Source organism: Paraburkholderia sp. SIMBA_053 (genome assembly GCF_046534895.1).
Taxonomy (GTDB): Bacteria; Pseudomonadota; Gammaproteobacteria; order Burkholderiales; family Burkholderiaceae; genus Paraburkholderia; species Paraburkholderia caledonica.
Map to the genome: position 1 here is coordinate 1 of NZ_JAWRXU010001314.1, position 249 is coordinate 249.

The 249-nt window shown below is 62.2% G+C and carries 1 protein-coding gene; it reads right to left on the reverse strand.

The genetic code is table 11. The features are described 5' to 3' along the window. Positions 1-57: 57 nt before the first annotated feature. On the reverse strand, positions 58-249 hold a 192-nt coding region (locus SB753_RS39880), incomplete at its 5' end, for a pyridoxine 5'-phosphate synthase (protein WP_410805524.1).

Here is a 249-nt window from a genome sequence, read left to right on the forward strand (position 1 = left end):
GATCGCCATACGTGTACCGTCGCTATCCGTTGTGTGCGTTGTGTGTGCCGTGCTTCGTCAGGCGCGCGCTGCGAGACGCGCGGCGACCATGATCGCCTTCATCTCGCGCACAGCGTTGTCCCAGCCCGCGAAGATCGCATGCGCGACGATCGCGTGGCCGATGTTCAGTTCGACGATGCCTTCGATCGCCGCAATCTGCTGGACGTTTGTGTAATGCAGGCCGTGACCCGCGTTGACCTTCAGTCCCAG